General features: G+C 68.8%; 12 protein-coding genes. 2 read left to right on the top strand and 10 right to left on the bottom strand.

What is annotated here, in order from left to right:
- Nucleotides 1–43: 43 nt before the first annotated feature.
- Both HZY97_RS14450 and HZY97_RS14445 read right to left on the bottom strand, forming a co-directional pair.
- Entirely contained in the window at nt 44–2,113 is a 2,070-nt protein-coding gene (locus HZY97_RS14450) for a hypothetical protein (protein ID WP_180145085.1), read from the bottom strand.
- Between the two features lie 86 nt (nt 2,114–2,199).
- Nucleotides 2,200–4,728: a TonB-dependent siderophore receptor gene (locus HZY97_RS14445; protein WP_180145082.1), complete on the bottom strand. Its 2,529-nt coding sequence runs from the start codon at nt 4,726–4,728 to the stop codon at nt 2,200–2,202.
- Nucleotides 4,729–4,962: 234 nt separating this feature from the next.
- Here HZY97_RS14445 and HZY97_RS14440 point away from each other — a divergent pair, with 234 nt between their 5' ends.
- Together HZY97_RS14440 and HZY97_RS14435 are read left to right on the top strand one after the other, a co-directional pair.
- On the top strand, nt 4,963–7,200 hold the full coding sequence (locus HZY97_RS14440) for a glycoside hydrolase family 3 N-terminal domain-containing protein (protein WP_180145079.1): 2,238 nt from the start codon (nt 4,963–4,965) through the stop codon (nt 7,198–7,200).
- A 66-nt stretch (nt 7,201–7,266) separates the two neighbouring features.
- The gene (locus tag HZY97_RS14435; RefSeq protein WP_180145075.1) at nt 7,267–8,484 is read left to right on the top strand and encodes a sugar MFS transporter; all 1,218 of its coding nucleotides are present in this window, start codon (nt 7,267–7,269) and stop codon (nt 8,482–8,484) included.
- Between the two features lie 116 nt (nt 8,485–8,600).
- Here HZY97_RS14435 and pgmB read toward each other — a convergent pair whose 3' ends face one another.
- The 8 genes from pgmB to HZY97_RS14395 all read right to left on the bottom strand — a co-directional run bounded on the left by pgmB (nt 8,601) and on the right by HZY97_RS14395 (nt 19,305).
- Nucleotides 8,601–9,239: a beta-phosphoglucomutase gene (gene pgmB / locus HZY97_RS14430; RefSeq protein WP_180145073.1), complete on the bottom strand. Its 639-nt coding sequence runs from the start codon at nt 9,237–9,239 to the stop codon at nt 8,601–8,603.
- Entirely contained in the window at nt 9,233–11,458 is a 2,226-nt protein-coding gene (locus tag HZY97_RS14425; RefSeq protein ID WP_180145071.1) for a glycoside hydrolase family 65 protein, read from the bottom strand. Before HZY97_RS14425 ends, pgmB begins: the two co-directional genes overlap by 7 nt.
- A gap of 257 nt (nt 11,459–11,715) precedes the next feature.
- Nucleotides 11,716–12,756, bottom strand: coding sequence for a LacI family DNA-binding transcriptional regulator (locus HZY97_RS14420; protein ID WP_180145068.1), 1,041 nt, complete (start codon nt 12,754–12,756; stop codon nt 11,716–11,718).
- A gap of 101 nt (nt 12,757–12,857) precedes the next feature.
- The gene (locus HZY97_RS14415) at nt 12,858–14,126 is read right to left on the bottom strand and encodes an MFS transporter (protein WP_257215087.1); all 1,269 of its coding nucleotides are present in this window, start codon (nt 14,124–14,126) and stop codon (nt 12,858–12,860) included.
- Between the two features lie 71 nt (nt 14,127–14,197).
- The gene (locus tag HZY97_RS14410; RefSeq protein ID WP_180145065.1) at nt 14,198–14,740 is read right to left on the bottom strand and encodes a molybdenum cofactor guanylyltransferase; all 543 of its coding nucleotides are present in this window, start codon (nt 14,738–14,740) and stop codon (nt 14,198–14,200) included.
- Nucleotides 14,740–15,954, bottom strand: coding sequence for a molybdopterin molybdotransferase MoeA (locus tag HZY97_RS14405; RefSeq protein WP_180145061.1), 1,215 nt, complete (start codon nt 15,952–15,954; stop codon nt 14,740–14,742). Before HZY97_RS14405 ends, HZY97_RS14410 begins: the two co-directional genes overlap by 1 nt.
- On the bottom strand, nt 15,951–16,724 hold the full coding sequence (gene cobA, locus HZY97_RS14400; RefSeq protein WP_218943077.1) for a uroporphyrinogen-III C-methyltransferase: 774 nt from the start codon (nt 16,722–16,724) through the stop codon (nt 15,951–15,953). The genes HZY97_RS14405 and cobA overlap by 4 nt, the downstream gene beginning before the upstream one ends.
- Nucleotides 16,717–19,305 carry a nitrate reductase gene (locus HZY97_RS14395; RefSeq protein WP_180145054.1) on the bottom strand — a complete coding sequence of 863 codons (2,589 nt, stop codon included), beginning with the start codon at nt 19,303–19,305 and terminating at the stop codon, nt 16,717–16,719. Before HZY97_RS14395 ends, cobA begins: the two co-directional genes overlap by 8 nt.

The following is a 19,305-nucleotide window of genomic DNA, read 5'->3' as shown; positions in this document are numbered from 1 at the left end:
ATCCCGGGGAGGATGACGGGCAGGTGGGGTGTTTGATCGAGGCTCAGCGCTTCTTCGCGGGAGCCTTGGGCGGCTGGACGGCGAGATAGACGGTGCTCCACAGCTGGGCGGCGTTGGACTCGTCGACGTCCGCCTTGCCGGCGCCGAAGGCGACGACCTTGTAGCGGCCATTCTCATAGGCCCAGGACCAGAGCTCCGAGCTCTGCGTCGCCCGGGTGGCCTGGATCGCTCGCCAGAGCTTGCTCTGGGCATCCTTCAGCACTGCGCGGGTGGCGGGGGGCAGGTCGGTGCGGGCGAGCTGGCGCTCGAGGCCGGCGGCGAACAGCGCCTGCTGCCACGACCACACCACGGCACCGTGATAGGCGCCCGGGGTGAAGCGGTCCTGCACCTCAGTGCTGGCCAGCGCCGGGTTGGCGACGAGCAGGCCGATATCGGTCATCAGGCCTGCCGGGAAGGGCCGGGCGAGCGCGCCGACATAGGTCTGGAGGTCGGCCGGATCGGGATGGCCGAACAGGAGGGAAAAGCCCTCGTCCGAGTTGAGGATCGGCACCGGCTTGCCGTGATCGTCGAGCGCGATCGCGTGGTAGCGCAGTGCCTGACCCTTGAGTGCGGCCAGCGCAGGCCCGGCGGGGACGCTGACACGGGCGGCATAGTCGCGGACCTGGGCGGCGGCCTCGGGGCCGGGGGTCTCGACCGCGAACAGGCCGGGGGCCTGGCTGCGCCAAATGGCGGCCATGGCATGGGCGCGGGCAAGGGCAGTGCGGTCCTTCGGAGTCAGATAGGCGTCGAGCAGCCCGGCGCGCATCAGCTTGTCGGCGGCTTCCAGCGCGGCGGGGACCAAAACTGCATTCACATCATAGGGATAGCGGCCGCGGCCGAGCCCTTCCTCGCTGTCGCGCCACTGGCCGGTCAGGCGGCCCTTGTGGATCGCGACGAGGTTGCTCCAGCGCGGGTCCTCGGCGAATGGACGCACTTGATCGATAACGTAGCGAAGGTTGCGCACCAGGAGGGTTCCGGCCGGCTCGGTACCACCCGGATTCGCTTCGCTGTGAACCCTTTTGGCCAGGAAAGTTTGCGCCGCCGCCCGCGTCGCCGGGCCGAGCAGATAGTCGGCGGAGACGGGACCGAGCATGTAATCGTCATCGATCATACCGTAATCGAGCGTCGCGGCGGCACCGCCGGACTGCTTGTGCTGGGCATGGTCGATCAGCGCGAATTCGGAGAGCCCCTCCTCGTGCGCGACTTCGCCGCCGGGGTTGAGCCGGGCAAGCACCGCGCCGAGCCCGGCCTCGACCGCCGCGCCCTTGAGCGCGGGCATCAGCAGGCGGACCGACATCAGCGTGTCACGGCCGAAATAGGTATCGAAGCGCCACGAGCCGGCCAGGAATTTCTCCCGGTAGCTGAGGAAAGCGAGCGCGTTACGCGCGGCAGGATCGGTGGCTGCTTTGGTATTGAGCAGCTCCGCCTTGCTGAGGCCGGTCAGTGGCGTATCGCCGGTCGCCGCAACGATCCGCAGCCGGATGCGTCCATTCGCGCCCGCGACGATCTCGCCATTCTCGATCCGGCCGCCCAGCACCTGGATCTCCAGGCGGTAGCCCGGCGCGCCGTCGACGCGGTCGCGGGCATAGAGGATGCGGTTGCCCTCGATGCGGACGGGCGCCGTCACTTCGGCCGGGAAGCGGCCGACCGACTGGTAGTCGCGCAGGAAGCGGACATTGGAGAGCACGGCCTGCTTGGGCGCGAGCCGGGCGGCGTCGATCGTCGCGATGCTCTCGATGCCATGAAGCGGACGGCCCTTGCCATCGGCCAGCGTGACCGGACGCGGGGCCTGATCGAGCCGCCACGTCGCAGCGCGGGCGAGCGGCTGGAACCACAGGCCGACGCCGCTGTTGCCGGCCGGGAAAGCGACGAGGATGCGCGGATCGCTGCCGTTGCGCAGCAGCAGATGCGCCGCGACCTTGCCGTCGCGCACGAAGGCGTTGAGATTCTGTCCCTCGGTCAGGCTGTAGGCCAGCTCGGGCGCCTTCGCCGCGCGCTTCTGCGCCAGCGCCGCCGTGCTCGTGCCCGCGAGCAGCAGCCCGCCCGCCAGCAGCAACCGCATCGAACCTCGCATCCGTCTCTCCTCTTGTCTTCCGGATATGGAAAGGCGCGGCGAACCTTTCAGTTGCCGCGCCCCCATCTTGCAACCCTTGCGGGCTATCAGAACTTGAACGTGACCGAACCACCATAGGTCGCGCCGACGATGCCGCGGGCGTAGAAATAGCCGTCGGTGATCGCCTGCGTCTGGCCTTGGCGGGGGTTACCCTCGGTGAGGCCGATGACGTTGAAGATATTGTCCGCGTTCACGCTCACCTGCAGCTGCTTGCTGAGGTTGAACGAGGCGCCCACGCTGGTCACGCCGTAGCTCGGCAGGGCCACGCCGTTGCCGGCGTCGGCGTAGATCTTGCCGATATACTTGTAGCGGCCATAGATCTCACCGAGACCGTTCGGCAGCTTGTAGCTCGGCGTGATCGTGAACAGGCGCGCCGGGGTACGTTCCGGACGATTGCCTTCGAAGCCATTCTGGTTGGCGCCGTTGATCGCCAGATTGACCAGCTTCGGATCCTGGAACACGCCCTGGAAGTCGATCGAGAAGGCGTTGATCGGACGGAAGTTCAGGTCGAGCTCGACACCGTTGGTGCGCAGATCGGCATTGATGTTGCTCTGCACCGACGGGTTCACCGGATCGGCGAAATTGTAGTTCTGGTTCTTGAAGTTGGTGCGGAACACCGTCGCCGAGCCCGAGAACATGCGGCCCATCTGCGCGCGGACGCCGGCTTCGTACAGCTCGATGCCGGTGATGGCATCGACGTTGTTCATCTGGAAGCCGTTGGCATAGCGGGCATAGACCGAGAAGTTCGGCGTGATCAGGTAGTTCGCGCCGACGGTGTAGGCCACCGCCTTCTTCTTCGCCTTGCGCACGGTGTAGGTGCCGTCCCAGGTCGAGCCGACCGTGGTCAGCACGCCCGCGGTGCCAGGCTGGACCGCCTGGTTCACCGCTGCCTGGTTGCCGTCCCATGCCGTGGCATTGTCCTGCTCCCAGCGCACGCCGCCGTCGATGTGCAGATCGCCGATCGAGAACTCGTCGTTCACATAGAGCGACAGGCTGTCATCCTGGCGGCTGCGGATGCCCGCGCCCCAGTCACCATAGGAGACCAGGCCGTTGTCCGACAGCGTGCCGATGACGCCGTTGGTCGCGTTGAGCGCCACGATGTCATAGACGTCGCTGTTGGTGCGGACGTCGTTGACCACGCTGGCGGTCGCCGACTGGTCCTGGTCGCGCTTGGTCTTGTAGTACATCACGCCGGCGGTCAGCGAGTTCTTGAAGTTGCCGCTCTCGAAGTTCCAGCGGCCGCCAACGTTGAAGCCCAGGTCATAGGCGTCGATGGCGTCGTGGTTGAGCGTGGTGCGCTGCAGGAAGCTATTGCCGTTCAGCGCATTGAGCAGCGCGGTCTGGTTCGATCCGATGATCTGGCCGGTGCGCAGGTTCTTGATGCCGAAGCGCACGGTGGTGGGGAAGGCGGCCTGGCCGGCGGTCAGCAGATCGTTGATCGGCGAGGTCGCACCCGGGGTGAGATAATTGACCGCGCTCGTCAGACCTGCATTGCCGGTGCCCGAACCCGGGAACAGGCCGTTGAAGTCGTACGAATAGTCGAGATAGCGGCCATGGCCGAACAGCGTGACCGAGTCCGAGATGGGCTTCTCGAAGTCGAGACGCGCCTGCCAGGTCTTCGAGACGATGCCGTCGTCATAGTTGAATTCGCGAGTGCCGCTCGAATGCGCGAAGGTCGAGACCGGCACGGCGATGTTCGAGAAGGCGCGGCCGCCGACATTGCCGAACTGGGTGTCGAGGCTGGGAACGCTGCCCGGCTTGCCGTCGGTGAACTTGTACGGCTGGTCGGCATAATAGGCGTTCTTCATGTCGCCGCCCTTGCCCGACAGGCGGATATAGCCGCCATCGTCGAACTTGTACTCGAGCGTGCCCTTGAGGCGCCAGCCGGCATAGTCGTTGGTGTTCTTGCGAACGCCCGGGCTCGACTGGATATAGCCGCCGACGCTGAAGGCCAGCTTGTCGGTGATCGGCTGCGAGTAATAGCCGTCGGCGCGCTTCAGGCCGTAGTTGTAGCCGGTGAAGCGGACCGCACCCTCGGGACGCTCATGGTTCACGGCCTTCGAGATGAAGTTGATCGTCGCGCCCGCGCCGTTGACGGTGAGCACGCCCGACGAACCGCCCTTGACCGCTTCGAGGCGATCGATGGTCAGGTCCTGGTCGAAGAAGAAGTCGGCGCCGCCGCCGCCGTAGAGGATCGGCATGCCGTCCTCTTCGAGCTGGACGAAGCGCTGGCCGCCGCCCTGAAGGCCCCGGACCGAATAGTTGTTGGAAACCGCGCCGGCGGTCGCCTCGACGAAGATGCCCGGGACCATCTCGAGCAGGTCGGCGGTCGAGCGCGGGGCCTTCTGGTCGATCAGTTCGCGGTTGGCGAGCGTGATGTCGGCCGAGGCAGTGATCAGCGGACGATTGGGCGTGGTCTGGCCGGTGACGATGATCTGGCCTTCGTCGGCGGCATCATCCTGCGCGGCGGGGGTGGCCGCGTCGGTGGTGGCCGTCTGGGCCTGGGCGGCGAGCGGCAGCATGGCGGCACTGGCCAACAGCGCGGCGCGAACGCCCGCGCGAACGGAAAGCAACATATATCCTCCCCAACCGAGTTATCGCCGGACTGTCCGGCGGGTTGATCCCGCTCGATTAGTCACGACGCCCACATAATGAAATCGTTTTCTGCAACTGTCACGAACAATTTGCCAGCCAGTGGTGCGCTGGTGCAACAGGTCCGGATTCCAACGGCTTTCGGCGGCCTTCGTTGCAAGGGTTCGTCACGCGGGAGAGAGGTTTTGACACAGAAAAGCGCGCGCGGCGGGGCCGGGATGCGAATCGGCCGGCGCGCCTTGCTGGCCGGATCGGCGCAGGCCGCGCTGCTCGGCTTGCTGCCCGTGGCGGCGCGGGCGTCGTCGGCGCGGATCGACGGGCTGATCGCCCGGATGACGATCGCCGAGAAGGCAGGCCAGCTCAGCTGCTTCAACGACGAGATCCGCCCGGTCGGCGCGGTGTTCAACCCCGTGGTCGATCCGCGCGGGGCCGATGCGATGCTCGCCGATATTCGTGCGGGCCGGGTGGGGATGTTGTTCAACGGATATGGCGTGGCGGGCGCGCGGCGGGCACAGGCGGCGGCGCTCAAGAGCCGGCTCGGCATCCCGCTCGTCTTCGCGGCCGATGTGATCCATGGCTGCCGGACGATCTTCCCGATCCCGCTCGCCGAGGCGGCGGCGTTCGATCCCGAACTCTCCGAGCGCGCGGCGCGGGCGGTGGCGGAGGAAGCGAGCGCGGGCGGGCTGCACTGGACCTTCGCGCCGGTGGTCGATGTCGCGCGCGACCAGCGCTGGGGGCGGGTGGCCGAGGGGGCGGGCGAGGATGTGCTGCTCAACCGCCAGCTTGCCGCGGCGCGCGTGCGGGGTTTCCAGGGGGCGGATCTGCGCAGGGCGGACAGCCTGCTCGCCACGCCCAAGCATTTCGCCGGCTATTCGGCGGTGCGCGGCGGGATGGAATATGCCGCGGTCGACATGAGCGTGGCCGAGTTGCGCGAGACCTATCTGCCGCCGTTCGCGGCCGGGTTCGGCGCGGGGGCAGGGGCGACGATCGCCTCGTTCACCGACTTCAACGGCGTGCCGGCGACCGCCAATCGCTGGTTGCTTACCGACGTGCTGCGCGGCGAACTGGGCTTCGCCGGCGTCTGCGTCTCGGACTATGACGCCGATCGCGAGCTGATCGCGCACGGCGTGGCGAGCGACGAGGCGGATGCGGCGCGGCTGGCGATGCTGGCGGGCGTCGATGTCTCGATGCAGAGCGGCTTCTACAACAAATACCTCCCGGGGCTGGTCGAGAGCGGCAAGGTGCCGATGGCGCGGGTCGATGAGGCGGTGCGGCGGGTGCTGGCGCTGAAGGAAGCGCTGGGGCTGTTCGACGATCCGTTCCGCTCGCTCGATGCGGGTGCGGAGAAGAGGCGGACGGCGACGCCGGCGATCAGGGCGGTGGCGCGCGAGGTGGCGACGCGGTCGATCGTGTTGCTGCGCAACGAGGGCGACCTGTTGCCGCTGCCGCGCAAGGGCAAGCGGATCGCGCTGATCGGGCCGTTCGGGGCGGACAAGGCGAACCTAAATGGGCCGTGGTCGTTCGCCGGCGATGCGAAGGACGGCATCGATCTGGCTACCGGTATCCGGGCATTGCTTGATGCGCCGCTGGTGGTCGAGGCGGGGAGCGGGGTGCACGAGCCGCTGGCCGGCGGGATCACGCGGGCGGTGGCGGCGGCCAAGGGCGCCGATGTCGTGCTGCTGGCGATCGGTGAGGCGGGCGACATGTCGGGGGAGGGCAATAGCCGCGCTGAGATCACAGTGCCGGCGGCGCAGCAGGCGTTGGCCGAGGCGGTGGCGGCGACGGGCACGCCGGTGGTGGTGCTGCTCAAGAGCGGACGGGCGCTCGCGCTGGAAGGCGCGGTGCGCGAGGCGCCGGCTCTGCTGTGCACCTGGTTCCTCGGCGAGCAGACCGGGGCGGCGGTGGCGGATGTGCTGTTCGGGGTGCGCGAACCGACCGGGCGCCTGCCGGTCAGCTTCCCGCTCGCCACTGGGCAGCAGCCCTGGTCCTATGACCGGCGGAGCACCGGGCGGCCTGCGCCGAACAGCGACCCGATGGAGCCCGGCCGCAGCCATTGGCGCGATGCGCCGGACCGGGCGCTGTTCCCGTTCGGCAGCGGGCAGGGGTATACGCGCTTCGCGCTCGCCGAGCTGCACGTGCCGGCGCGCGTGACGCAGGGCCAGGCGGTGGAGGTCCGGGTGGTGGTGACCAATGCCGGGGCGCGGCGGGGCGAGGCGTTTGTCCGCGCCGATATCCATGACCGCGTCGCCAGCCGGACGCGGCCGGTGCGGCAGATGAAGGCCTATGCGCGTGTCCCCCTCGATCCAGGTGAGCGGAGGGTGGTGACGCTCGCCATTCCCTATGCCGAGCTGGCACTGGTCGCCGCCGATGGGCAGTGGCGGGTTGAACCGGGGGCGTTCGACCTTTGGGTGGGTGCGGGAGACGAGGAACTCCACAGCCAATTCGAGGCGGCCTGACGCGGGCGTTGAAATGCATTGCATGATCTGCTTGGCTCGTGCGCGACAGAGACGGAGAGGATCGACATGAAGCGCGCAGCCTGGGCGGTACCCGCCCTGATCACCAGCTACGCCCTGCTCGGGCTGCTGATGAACAGCGTCGGCACGGTGATCCTCCAGTCGATCGCGCATTATGGCGTGACCAAGCCGCAGGCGGCGACGCTCGAGGCGTGCAAGGACCTGTCGGTCGTGGTCGCTTCCTTCCTGTTCGCGACCAATTTGCCGCGCTTCGGCTTCCGGCGGGCCCAGATCGGGGTGATGCTCGCGGTCGCGGCGGGGGCGGTGGCGATCAGCTTCGCGAACAGCTTCTGGGCGATGCAGATCTTCTTCGTGCTGGTCGGCCTGTGCTTCGGCATCGCCAAGGTGGCGACCTATAGCTCGATCGGGCTCGTGCGGCCCGATCCGGCGCGGCACGCCAGCCTGACCTCGCTGATCGAAGGCGTGTTCATGGTCGGCATCCTCGCCGGGATCTGGCTGTTCGGCTGGTTCATCGGGCAGGACGCGACGGGGCAGGGCTGGCTCGGCGTCTACCGGGTGATCGCCGTGCTGGCGGTGCTCGCAGCGGTGCTGTGGTGGTTCGCTGATCTCGACGAGGGCGCCGCAAAGCCGGTGGAGGGGCCGAGCGGCTATCGCGACGCGCTGGCGCTGCTCGTGCTGCCTTCGACCATCGCCTTCCTCACCGCGATCTTCCTCTATGTGCTGATCGAGCAGGGCGTCGGCACCTGGCTGCCGACCTTCAACAACCAGGTGCTGCATCTGCCCGGCGCGATGAGCGTGCAGGCGTCGAGCATCTTCGTCGCCGCGCTGGCGGTGGGGCGGCTGAGCGCGAGCGGACTGGTCGCGCGGCTCGGCTGGCTCAAGCTGCTGCTCGGCTGCCTGGCGCTGATCGCGGCGCTGGTGCTGCTGACGCTGCCGACGACGCAGGGCCTGAAGCCGCGCGCCGACATGGGCTGGTTCGACGCGCCGATCGCCGCATACATCTTCCCGCTGATCGGCGTGTTCATGGCGCCGATTTACCCGATCGTCTCGTCGGTAGTGCTGAGCGCGCTGCCGCGCGAGCGCCACGCCGCGATGGTCGGGCTGATGGTGATCTTCTCGGCACTGGGCGGCACGATCGGATCGTTCATCACCGGCTTCACCTTCGACCGCTTCTCCGGCCAGACCGCCTTCTACCTGGTGCTGGTGCCGCTGGCGCTGATCGCGCTGGCGCTGGTTCGGCTGGAGAAGTTGACGCGCACGGCCTGAGAAGATGGTTCCCCGGAGAAGGCCGGGCCTGGCAAGCGGCCCGATACTGGGCCTTCGCCGGGGAACTAAGGTCCGTCATCCCGGGATGTAGGGGGAAGGATGACGGGAGGGAGCGGTCAGGCCGAGTAATCGGCAAGCTCGAAATCGGCGATTGCCGGGATGATCCAGTCGGCATCGGGCAGCGCGGCACGGGTGCCGACGCCCAGCGCCTTCATGCCCGCCGCATGGATCGCCTCGACCCCGGCCGGGGCATCCTCGACACCCAGCATCTCGTGCGGAGCCGCGCCGAGGGCGTCGGCAGCGGCGAGGAAGATGTCGGGCGCGGGCTTGCCGGCGGCGAGACTGGCGGGATCGATGATCGTGTCGAACAGATCAGCCACCTGCATCCGCGCGATCAAAAGCGGCGCGTTGCGGCTGGCGGAGGCAAGCGCGATGCCGAGACCGGCGGCGCGGCACTGGTCGAGCGCCTCGCTGGCGCCGGGGAACAGGTCCTCGGGGCCGAAATGGGCGATTTCCTCGAGATACCAGGCGTTCTTCTGCGTTGCGAGGCGGATACGCTCGGCCTCATCAAAGCCGCGCCGGTCGCCGAGGATCAGTGCGAGGCTGCCCATGCGGTCGACGCCCTTGAGCGCCTCATTGGCATGTTCGTCGAACGCGATGCCCAGCGTGTCGGCGAGCTTCTTCCAGGCGCGGTAATGTGCGCGCGCCGTGTCGGTCAGCACGCCGTCGAGATCGAAGGCGACGCCCTTCAGCATCCCGCCAATGCCCCGGTCCAGCTCTCGCCGGTAGCGAGGGCGATCTCGCTGTCGTGATGGCCGATCACGATGTCGGGGCCCGAGACGACGCGGTAGGTGACCTGCTCGCCCACCACTTCGACGCGCACCAATGTGCCGCGCCAGCTGAGGCCGAAGCTGTAGCCGGCCCAGGATGCCGGGCAGGTCGGGCGGAAGCGGAGCGCGGGGCCATAGGGACGGAAACCCGCGAAGCCCCAGACCAGTGCCAGCCAGGAGCCGGCGAGCGCCGCCATATGGACGCCATGGCCGGTATTGCCGTGGCGATCGTCCACATCGACCAGGCTGGTCTCGGCGAAGAAGTCCAGCGCCTGCGCTTGATGCCCGACCTCGTTCGCGAGGATCGCGAAGGTCGAGGCGGACAAAGTGGAATCATGCGTGGTGATCGGCTCGTAATGGTCGAACACGCGGCGCTTGCGCTCGAGCGAGATCTCCTCGCCGCCCAGCACCATGGCGAGCACCAGATCGGCCTGTTTCGAGACCTGATGCCGGTACAGCGTCATCGGGTGATAGTGGAGCAGCAGCGGGAATTCGGCGGCGGGGGTGCCGGCCACGTCCCAGCGCGGCTTGCTCAGGAAGCTGGCGTCCTGCGCATCGATGTCGCGCGCGGCGTCATAGGGCAGGTGCATCGCATCGGCGGCGCGGGCGAAGTCGGCGAGCTCGCCTTCCTCCAGCGTCATCTCGGCGGCGAGCCAGCCCCAGGCTTCGGCATCGATCTCGGCGACGCGCGCGGCGGCCGATACCGCGAGGCGCAAATGCTTCTGCGCCATCCGGTTGGTGTACCAATTATCGTCGATCAGCGCGGTATATTCGTCAGGGCCGGTGACGCCGCGCAAGTGGAAGCTGCCGTCCGCCCAGTCGCCGAGCGCGAGCCAGATCCGCGCGGTCTCGACCAGCATGCGTGCGCCGTGCTCGACCAGGAAAGCCTCATCGCCGGTCGCATCGACATAGGCACCGATCGCAAAGGCGATGGCCGCGTTGATATGGTACTGCGCCGATCCGCTGGGATAATGCGCCGAGCATTCGCGGCCCTCGATCGTGCGCCAGGCGTAGAGCGCGCCCTTTTTGTGATCGAGCGCGCGGGCATTGGCGAAGGCGGCCTCAAGCGTGTTCGCGCGGTAGACGAGCATCGAGCGGGCGATCTCGGGCGCGAGCACCGAAAGCACCGGCAGCATGAACACCTCGGTGTCCCAGAAATAATGGCCCTCATAGCCTTCGCCGGTCAGGCCCTTGGCGGCGGCGCTCGACTGGCCGTCGCGCCCGGCCGAAGCGAAGAGGTGGAATAGGTTGGCGCGCAGCGTCGCGGCGAGGCGCGGCTCGCCGGCGATGCCGAGGTCGGCGGCGGCCCAGAAGCGCGCCAACAGCGCGGCCTGCGCCTGGGCGGCAGCGTCGAAGCCCTGCGACAGCGCCGTGTCGGCAAGCGCCGTGGCCTGGCCGGTCAGCGTATCCGCGCTGTTGCGGCCGGCGGCGAAGCCGGTGGTGACGAGCAGCCAGCCATCTTCCTCGCGGCTGCGCTGCACGGCGGCGACACCGATGCCGCTGCCGGGCAGGCGCTCGACGACGATGTCGTCCTCCGCCTGCTCGGTCTCGAAGCCGCGCGAGGCGAGGTTCACGCCGATGCGGGGATCGTCGGACTGGGTGGCGCCGCTCGGGGCGGGGGCGAGGCGGGGGTGGAGCGTGACGCTGCCTTCGCCGTCGATCTCGGCACGCAGGCGGCGGATCAGCAAGGTGCTGCCGTCGAGCGGCACGATCCGCTCGGTGCGGATGCGGAGCAGCCGGCCGTCGGGGAACGACCAGCGCGTCTCGCGGCGGAGCATGCCGGCGCGCAGGTCGAGCGTGCGGCGCGTCGCCGGGCGGAGCTTCGTGAAATCGATTGCTTCGCCGTCGAGCCGCACCTCCAGGCCCAGCGCCTCAGCCACCGGCACGCGGGAATCGCTGCGGGTCGCGAAGCCCTTCAGCTTCTCGTGATAATGGATCGGGGCCTGCTCATAGGCATGGGCGAGGAACGTCGAGGCCTCGGCACGCTCCTCCAGCGCGCCGCGCACCCCGATCGCGCCGTTGGAGAGTGCGAGAATCGTCGCGGCCCAGCCTTCGCGTGCCGAGTCGTCGCCGATCACATCCAGCGACCAACCGTCCTCCGCGAAGAGCACACCATCTTCCGCGCCGTTCAATACTCGAGCCAACACCCGCTCCCCAACACTTATGGGAATCGCGATACAGGCTCTTTGATATCGTTTTCAAGGATAAAGGATCACGCGCCGATTACCGGACATCAGTGCTGGCGACTGCCTTTGGGAGGACACGCCTTTCTCAATCCCCGTCACCCCGGCCCTGTGCCGGGGTCCACCGGGAGGCAAACCAAGGTCAAGAAACTCGAATTCAGTCGTCGCGGCGTGGTGGACCCCGGCACAAGGCCGGGGTGACGATTGAGGATCAGGGATCAGGTATCCCGAACAACGATCTCGGTGGGCAAGGTAGTCGAGCGCGCGCGGCCGCCATCGACCTGCTGCATCAACTTCTCGACGAGCAGTGCGCCGGCGACATCGGTCTTCTGGTTGATCGTAGTGATCGCCGGGCTGAAATGGGCGGCGGGCGGGATGTTATTGTACCCGACCAGCGCATAGTCGCGCGGGGCGGTGAGGCCGCGTTCCTTGAACGATCCGATCACCGCCATGGCGGCGGTATCGGAAAAGGCGAACACTGCATCGGGCTGGCGGCCGGCGGCGAGATAGGCGGCGACCGTGTCGGCAGTGGCGTGGAATGCCATCGAGGCGATCGGCAGGAAGTCGACCGTCACATCGTCATGGTCCTTGGCGACGGCGCAGAGCCCCTCGTAGCGCAGGCGCAGCTCCTCGTGGCGAATGTCGCCGACGAACAGCCAGTGCTTGCGCTTGCGGGCGAGAAAGTGGCGGCCGGCGAGCTCGCCACCGAGGAAATTGTCGCTGCCGATCGAGCAATAGCCGGCATCGGGCGCGACGGCACCCCAGACGACCAGGGGCACATCGCTGCGGCCGAGTTCGCGCAGCATCGTGTCGCGGGTGCCCTGGCCGAGCACGATGAACCCGTCGGCACCGCGCGCCTGGTAGAAATCGCGGAACGCGCGGACATCCTCGAGCCCCGGCGGGGAGAGCAGCAGGTCCTGGTTGCGGATCGACAGTGCCTCGGACACGCCGGCAAGCAGCTCGAAGACGAAGGGATCGCCGATCGCGCCGTGCCGGTGCGACCCGAAATCGAGCATCACTGCCACGGTGTTGGTGCGGGTATGGCGGAGCTTGGCGGCGTTGCGGTTGACCGCATAGCCATGCGCCTGGGCGACGGCCATCACCCGCTCGCGCGTCTCTTCCGTCACCAGCGGGCTGCCGTTGAGCACGCGCGAGACGGTCGGCGTCGAAACCTGCGCCAGCCGGGCGATGTCCTGCATCGTCAGCCGGCCTCCGCTCTTGCGCCCCTGTTCGCCCTTGGCTGCCACTTTCTTGGTCATCGCCGCCACTATGGCGCGGAAGCGGTGGGGATCAACTGCCGAAGGGGAAAAGCGCGGGCAGGAACGGGGTTACGGCCTGAAAAACCTGCCGTGGCGCGGATCTAGGAGGCGGCGCGCGGCTTCAGCCACAGCGACATCAGCGCCACCGGCAGCGTCGCCGCGCCGGTCATGCCGATCACCTCGGCCACGCTGAAACCCTTGCCGAGCAGCACCGTCGCGATCAGCACCACCGGCACCATCACCACCGAGTTCATGATGTTGTTGGCCGCGATCACCCGGGAGCGGGCAGCTGGCGGGCTCTTGGCGAGCAGGATCGCGTAGAGCGGTACCACGAACATGCCGCCGGCCATTGCGAGGCCGGCCAGGTCGACCAGGATGCGCCAGCTGCCGGGAGAGGCCATGAATTCGGCGATGCCGGCATGGCGGTGCAGCACGACGAAGCCGCTGCTCGCCAGCCACAGGTCGATCAGGAAGCCGCCCATCGCCAGCGCCGATATCGGCACGAAACGCGCCGAGGCGTGGCCGCCGAGCAGCCGGTTGACCAGCATCGATCCGGCCGCGATCGCGACGGAGAAGATGATCAGGAAGAATGTCACCACGCGCTCGCTGCCACCCAGCGTCCCCGAGACGAGCGGGAGCAGCTCGGACGAGACCACTGCGCCGGCCGCGAAGAACCAGCTGATCCCGAGGATCGCGATCCAGCCCTCGCGCGTGTCGTGCGCGGTGCGCAGCACCTGCCAGGTGCTGACAAACGGGTTGCGCGTGACCGGCACGCGGGCGACCGGTGGGGCAGGCGGCACCGCGAGGCTGGCGAGCAGGCCGAGCACCGCGAGCAGCGTGCAGGCGAGCCCCGCCTGCCACGGCGTGACCAGTCCGGCGAGCAGCTGCCCGCCCAGGATCGCGAGGAAGGTGCCGCCCTCGATCAGTCCGGTGCCGCCGAGCAGTTCGTCCGGCGCGAGATGCTGCGGCATGATCGAATATTTGACCGGCCCGAAGATCGTCGAATGGCAGCCCATGCAGAACAGCGCGCCGAGCAGCAGCGGGATCGACTGGAGCCAAAGTCCGGCGAGGCCGAGCAGCATGAAGCCGATCTCGGCGAGCTTCACCCAGCGGATCAGCCGCGCCTTGTCGATCCCGTCGGCGAGCTCGCCGCCGAGCGCCGAGAACAGGAAATAGGGGAGGATGAAGATGCCGGTGGCGATCGTCGCGAGCATCGCCGCCCTGGCCGGTGCGTCGGCGTAGAGCGTGTAGCTGGCGAGGAACAGCATCGCATATTTGAGCGCGGTGTCGTTGAACGCGCCGAGGAACTGCACGACGAAAAGCGGGCCGAAGCGGCGCTTGCCGAGCAGCGACAGATCAGGTGCGGACATCGAGATCCCGATTCAATGCTGCGCTCCCATCTGGAGCAAGCGTATACGCGAAGTTCGAAGTCTCCCACAGGCTATTGCAGGAAAGGCGAAAAATCGCGCTGGGCGCCGGGAAGGTCGCTTGCGGTGTTGATGTTCCGGAGCGCCAGATGCGCGTCCTCGACGAAGGCGGCGTCGGCGGCATGCAGCCAGCTTCGGATCGACCGCGCGCCGCTTGCGAGATGACGATCGAGCGCCGGGGCGAGCGCGGTCGGCCAGAGCCCGATCGTCCATTGCGTCCGCAACACGGCGCAGCGCGCGCCGGCCAGCAGCGGCAGCGCCTTGGATAGCGGATGCACGTCGAGCGGCGCGCAGAGCACCGCGTCGAAGCCGGATTTTCGGGCAAGGTGGAGCGCGGCGTTCAGCCCGGTAAGCGGGCCGCCCCCGCCCAGGGGACGGTCCGGGATCCAGTCGAGTTCGCGCCAGGGACGCCCGCAACTGACGACGCTGCCGGCGTGCGCGGCCAGCGCCGAGACGGCGTGATCGATCAGCCCGATACCGTCGATCGTCGCAAGTGCCTTGTCGCTGCCGAAGCGCGTCGACTGCCCCCCCGCGAGGACCGCGCCGAGGATCCGCATCAGAAGCGCAGCAGCTCGACCGGGGTACCCGCCGGCATCGCCGAAGCGTGCGCGGGAATGCGCACGAGCGCGTCGGCGCGCGCGAGCATCGACTGGTCGGACGCCGCCTGGCGGGCGAGCAACCGCACGCCGTCGTCGAGCCATTCGGCGCAGAGGAACGCTTCGCGGTCGCCCGCTGCCGGAATGTCCTCGCTGAGCGCGGCGCGTTGCCAGGGCAGCGCGGCACCCACGCCGCGCCCGCCGAGCGCAGTCAGCAACGGCGCGAGGAACAGCCGCGCGACGGTCATCGCCGCGGTGGGGTTGCCGGGCAGGCCGAGCACCAGCTTCGTCCCGATGCTGCCGAACCAGACCGGCTTGCCCGGCTTGATCGCGACATCGGCAAAGCCGGGAGCGAGGCCGAGCGGGGCCAGCGCCGCCTTGGCGAAGTCGCGGTCGCCCCGGGAGGCGCCGCCGCACAGGACGAGGACATCCGCGGTCTCGAGCGCGTCTTCGGCGGCGGTGGTGAGAAGCGCGGGATCGTCGCGCACCAGCGCCGCGCCCATCGGGGCCGCTCCCCATTGGCGCGCCATCAGGAGGACCGCCTCGGACAGGCTGTCGGGCACACCACCGGCCGCGCGCGCCGAGCCCGGGGCTACCAGCTCGTCGCCGGTCGCGATCACGCGCACGCGGGGCCGTCGCCAGACGGTCAAGCGATCGGCATCGGCCGCCGCGGCGACGACCAATGCGCGCGGATCGAGCAGCTTGCCGGCGGGAAGCAGCGCGCTGCCCGCCATCGTATCGGAACCGCGTGTGCGGACATGCGGCTTGGCGGGGAGGGGGCCGTCGAGCAGGATCGCGTCGTCGTGCGTGGTCACCAGCTCGCGCATCAGCACGCGGTCGGCGCCGGCGGGCATCGGCGCGCCGGTCATGATGCGCACGGCCTGGCCTTTGCCGAGCGTGCCGGCCCAGGACGCACCGGGATAGGCGGCGGCGATCACGGCGAAGCTGCGCAGCCCCTCGGCGAGGTCGGCCTCGCGCACGGCAAAGCCGTCCATCGCCGCCAGATCGCGCGCGGGAATGTCGATCGCTGCATGGACCGGCTCGGCCAGCACGCGCCGCCCGGCCTTGGCGAGCCGGACGCTCTCGGTGCCGAGCGGCCTGGCGATCGCCGCGAGGATCGCGAGCGCCGCATCGAAGTCCAGCGTCGCGGCGCAGGGCGCGGGGACATGCTTCACCGGCAACGCTCCGCCAGCGCAGCGACGGTTTGGCGGGAACCGCTCGCCACTGCGTCGCCGACCAGGATGAGTGTCGGCTTTCCCTCGGCGAGCGCGTTTGCGGCGATCGGCAGCAGGTCGAGCCTTGTGTGGAGCAGTTGCTCGCCCGGCAGGCTAATATCGGCAGCGACCAGCACCGGGGTCGCGCCGTTCAGCCCGGCGGCGATCAGCTGGCGGCTGATCTCGCCCGCGGCGCTGCGGCCCATATAGAAGGCGGTGGTGCAGCCGGGATCGGCGAGCGCCGCCCAGTCGAGCGTGAGCGGCTCGCCGGCGCGCAGATGCGCAGTGACAAACTGGACGCGGCGAGCCAGTCCGCGCAGCGACAGCGAGATGCCGGCGGAAGCGGCGGCGGCGCTGGCGGCAGTGATGCCGGGGCAGATATGCGTGCGGATGCCGGCCGCGCCGAGCGCGGCGATCTCCTCCGTCGAACGCCCGAACATCGACGGATCGCCGCCCTTGAGCCGCACCACGCGCTCACCGTCCAGCGCGGCTTCGACAAGCAGCGCGTTGATCGCGTTCTGGTCCTTCGAATGCCGGCCGGAACGCTTGCCCACAGGCACGCGGCGCGCGCTCTCGGGGATCAGCGCCAGCACACCGGGGCCGACCAGCGCGTCATGGAACACCACGCTCGCGGCCTGCAGCAGCCGCTCGGCCTTGCGCGTGAGCAGGTCCGGATCGCCGGGACCGGCACCGATCAGCCAGACCTCGCCGGGGCGTATGACCTCATCCATTGGCGGCACTCCTGTTTTCCTCGAGGATCCGGCGGATCGACGGGCGGCACGATCCGCAGTTCGTCCCCGCCGACAGCGCTGCGCCGACCGCCTCGACGCTGGTGAGGCGCTGGCTGCCGATCGCGGCGACGATGGTCTTCAGCCCGACATCGAAGCACAGGCAGATGATCGGCCCGCGATCCTCGCGCGCGCCCGGCGGCGCGCCGGCGAGCAATGCGGCATTGGCGGCCTGGCCAAGCTGTTCGATCAACCAGTCGCGTTTCGGCAGCATGCCGCGCTCGGTGCGGAACAGCGCGGCGACCAGCCGGCCTTCGCGCATCACCGCCACCCGGTGCGAGCCGCGCGCGCGGTCGAAGCTCTCGACCCGGTCGCCGCGCGGCAGGCTGGACTCGATCGCGCGCGCGTCGCCGTCGCCGGCCAATTCGTAAAGTGTGCCGCCGGGCACCGAGACGCGCGTCGCCCACAGGCAATCGGGGCGTTCCATCGCCTCGGTGGTGATCAGGAAGCCGCGCCACGCGGGCGCAACCGCCTCGATCTTCGCAGGCGTCGATTTGAAACCCGGCTGGCCCGAATGCGGATCGACCAGCGGCCGGGGGAGCAGGCCTGTGCGGCCGCCGGTCGACTGGCGGTCGGTCCAGTGGATCGGCGTGAAGATCTCGCCGCGACGCTGGCCGGTGCTGTGAGTGACGCGGAACAGGCTCGCGCCCTGCGGCGTGGAAACGCGGGCGAGGCCGCCATCCTCGAGCCCATAAGCCGCGGCGTCCTCGGGATGGACCTCGACCAAAGGCTCCTCGCGGTGGCGCGAGAGCTTGGGGCTGAGCCCGGTGCGGGTCATCGTGTGCCACTGGTCGCGATAGCGGCCGGTGTTGAGCGTCAGAGGCCAATTGGCGAGCGGGGCGGGCAGCGGCATCTGCACCACCGGCACCAGCCGCGCGCGGCCATCGGGGGTCGGGAAGCGGCCATCGGCAAAGGCGTCGCCGCCCCAGCGGAAGGGCGGCATCGCATCGTAATCGGCATTGCCGATCGCGACCTTGTCGCCGAGGTCGAACAGGCGGGCACCGTCATTCTGATAGGCGGAGAGGCGGGCGTGTTCACGGAAGATGTCGGCGGGGCGGACATAAGCGAAATCGCCGGGCCAGCCCATGCGGCGCCCGGCTTCCTTGACGATCCACCAGTCGGGCCGCGCCTCGCCCGGCGCCTCGAAGATCGGGCGCTGACGGCTGACCCGCCGCTCCGAATTGGTGACGGTGCCGTCCTTCTCACCCCAGCCGGTGGCGGGCAGGCGGACATGGGCGAAGGGCGTGCAGTCGGTCTCGGCGATCACGTCGGAGATCACGACGAAAGGACAGCGCGCCAATGCTTCGCGCACCGCGCCGGCATCGGGCATCGAGACGGCAGGGTTGGTGGCCATGATCCACAGCGCCTTGATCCGGCCTTCGCCCATCGCGCGGAACAGGTCGACTGCCTTGAGCCCCGGCTTCTGCGCGATCGCGGGCGAGGCCCAGAAGCGCTGGACGCGGGCGCGGTTCTCGGGCGCGAAATCCATGTGCGACGCGAGGCTGGAGGCGAGCCCGCCGACTTCGCGCCCGCCCATGGCATTGGGCTGGCCGGTGATCGAGAAGGGCGCCGCGCCGGGCTTGCCGATCCGGCCGGTTGCGAGGTGGACATTGGTGATCGCGTTGACCTGGTCGGTGCCGCGGATCGACTGGTTGATGCCCTGGCTGAACAGCGTGACGGTGCGCGGGTTCTGCGCAAACAGATCGTAGAAGCGCCTGAGGTCGGCAGCCGGCACTTCGCATGTCCGCGCTACCGACCACAGGTCGCTTCCCTCTCCAACCTGGTCCCAGAAATTGTCGGGCACATTCACGCTCGCGGCGAGATAGGCCTCGTCGACCAGCCCGGCCTCGCGGCAATGCGCGAGCAGCCCATTCATCAGCGCGACGTCGCTGCCCGGGCGGATGGCGAGGTGGAGGTCGGCGCCTTCGCAGGTCTCGGTGCGGCGCGGATCGATGACGACCAGCTTCGCCCCGGCATCGCAGCGCGCGCGGATGCGCTGATAGACGATCGGATGGCACCAGGCAGTGTTCGATCCGACCAGGATGATCAGGTCTGCGGCGTCGAGATCGTCATAGCTCGCCGGCACCACGTCCTCGCCGAACGCGCGGACATGGCCGGCCACTGCGCTCGACATGCAGAGCCGCGAATTGGTGTCGATATTGCCCGAGCCGATGAACCCCTTCATCAGCTTGTTGGCGACGTAATAATCCTCGGTCAGCAACTGGCCCGAGACGTAGAAGGCGACGCTGTCCGGCCCATGCTCGGCGATCGCCTGTTTGAAGCGCTTCGCCACCAGGTCGAGCGCCTTGTCCCAGCTCGCCCGGCGCTTGCCGATCATCGGATGGAGCAGCCGCCCTTCGAGTCCCACCGTCTCGCCTAGATGCGTGCCCTTCGAGCAGAGCCGCCCGCGATTGGCGGGGTGTTCGGCATCGCCCTTGATCTCGACCGAACGCGCGCCGGTGCGCGTCGCGACGATCCCGCAGCCGACGCCGCAATAGGCGCAGGTGGTGCGGGTCGCGGTCAT

The organism is Sphingomonas sp. R-74633 (assembly GCF_013416555.1).
Lineage (GTDB): Bacteria > Pseudomonadota > Alphaproteobacteria > Sphingomonadales > Sphingomonadaceae > Sphingomonas.
The sequence above is the reverse complement of the archived record's forward strand: the minus strand, read 5'-3'. Positions and strand labels throughout refer to the sequence as shown.

Excerpts from the sequence above, each read along its gene's own strand:
- HZY97_RS14445 (WP_180145082.1), bottom strand. The coding sequence starts at position 4,728 with ATGTTGCTTTCCGTTCGCGCGGGCGTTCGCGCCGCGCTGTTGGCCAGT.
- HZY97_RS14415 (WP_257215087.1), bottom strand. The coding sequence starts at position 14,126 with ATGTCCGCACCTGATCTGTCGCTGCTCGGCAAGCGCCGCTTCGGCCCG.
- cobA (WP_218943077.1), bottom strand. The coding sequence starts at position 16,724 with ATGGATGAGGTCATACGCCCCGGCGAGGTCTGGCTGATCGGTGCCGGT.
- HZY97_RS14450 (WP_180145085.1), bottom strand. The coding sequence starts at position 2,113 with ATGCGAGGTTCGATGCGGTTGCTGCTGGCGGGCGGGCTGCTGCTCGCG.
- pgmB (WP_180145073.1), bottom strand. The coding sequence starts at position 9,239 with ATGCTGAAGGGCGTCGCCTTCGATCTCGACGGCGTGCTGACCGACACG.
- HZY97_RS14410 (WP_180145065.1), bottom strand. The coding sequence starts at position 14,740 with ATGCGGATCCTCGGCGCGGTCCTCGCGGGGGGGCAGTCGACGCGCTTC.
- HZY97_RS14395 (WP_180145054.1), bottom strand. The coding sequence starts at position 19,305 with ATGACCGCGACCCGCACCACCTGCGCCTATTGCGGCGTCGGCTGCGGG.
- HZY97_RS14420 (WP_180145068.1), bottom strand. The coding sequence starts at position 12,756 with ATGACCAAGAAAGTGGCAGCCAAGGGCGAACAGGGGCGCAAGAGCGGA.
- HZY97_RS14435 (WP_180145075.1), top strand. The coding sequence starts at position 7,267 with ATGAAGCGCGCAGCCTGGGCGGTACCCGCCCTGATCACCAGCTACGCC.
- HZY97_RS14440 (WP_180145079.1), top strand. The coding sequence starts at position 4,963 with ATGCGAATCGGCCGGCGCGCCTTGCTGGCCGGATCGGCGCAGGCCGCG.